This is a genomic window from Mesorhizobium sp. M7A.F.Ca.US.005.03.2.1, assembly GCF_003997795.1.
GTDB lineage: Bacteria > Pseudomonadota > Alphaproteobacteria > Rhizobiales > Rhizobiaceae > Mesorhizobium > Mesorhizobium ciceri.
In genome coordinates this window covers 1-1,028 of record NZ_RZRP01001342.1, presented here as the reverse complement: position 1 = coordinate 1,028, position 1,028 = coordinate 1, and the positions used below count along the sequence as shown (strand labels likewise).

Genomic DNA, 1,028 nt, shown 5'->3' with positions numbered 1-1,028 from the left:
CCCGCTGAATACGTCAAGATTTGCGACGTCTACGGCGCTGGCTACTTCTACATCCCCGGCACCGAGACCTGCCTGCGCATCGGCGGCTATGTCCGCTATGATGTCGGCGTGGGTGACGGCGGCTCGTTCGATGGCGTCAACCACGTTACGGATCACCAGCACGGCGACGACAACTCGACCTACTGGAAGAACACCCGCTTCACGCTGAAGACCTGGACCGGCCAGGAAACCGAACTCGGCACGTTGAAGACCTACACCGAATACCGCATCAATTTCGGCAACAACTACGGCGACTTTGGCGATAACTCGGGGCCCGGCGGCACTACGAACCCCAACCGTAATGGCGACGGCTGGCAGGCCCGCAACAAGAGCAGCGCTCTGGAATTCGCCTGGATCCAGCTCGGCGGCCTGCGCGTCGGCGCTGACGAATCGGCCTTTGATACGTTTATCGGCTATGCCGGCAACGTCATCAACGACACGATCGTCCCGTACGGCAATTTCCAGACCAACGTCATTCAGTACTACTTCGATGCCGGCAATGGCCTCTCGGCCGTGGTTTCGCTCGAAGAAGGTTCGGGTGAGGTTGGCACCATCGACAGCTATGTTCCGCATGTCGTCGGCGGTCTGAAGTACACGCAAGGCTGGGGCGCCATCACCGGTGTTGTGTCGTATGACAGCAACTACGAGGAAGTCGCCGGCAAGGTTCGCCTGGACGTGAACGCCACCAACGAACTGTCGCTGTTCTTGATGGCCGGCTACGGCACCGACGATAACCTCAACGACCATACCAACAATATCGACGCGCTCGGCCGCGGCTTTTACAAGCAGTGGGGCGGTAACTGGGCTCTGTGGGGCGGTGGCACCTACAAGTTCAACGAAAAGACCTCGTTCAACCTCCAGGCGTCATATGACGACTGGAAGGATATCGGCGTCGCGGCGAACGTCGCCTACACCGTTGTTCCTGGCCTCACGGTCACGGCCGAAGTCGACTGGCAGCGCGTCGGCCAGGGCGCCATCGACAACGACTC

Annotated in this window: 1 protein-coding gene; it reads left to right on the top strand. The window is 60.1% G+C overall.

Going from position 1 to position 1,028, the window contains the following annotated elements; all coding sequences use genetic code 11:
- On the top strand, window positions 1–1,028 hold a 1,028-nt coding region (locus EN991_RS37605; protein ID WP_164769726.1), incomplete at both ends, for a porin.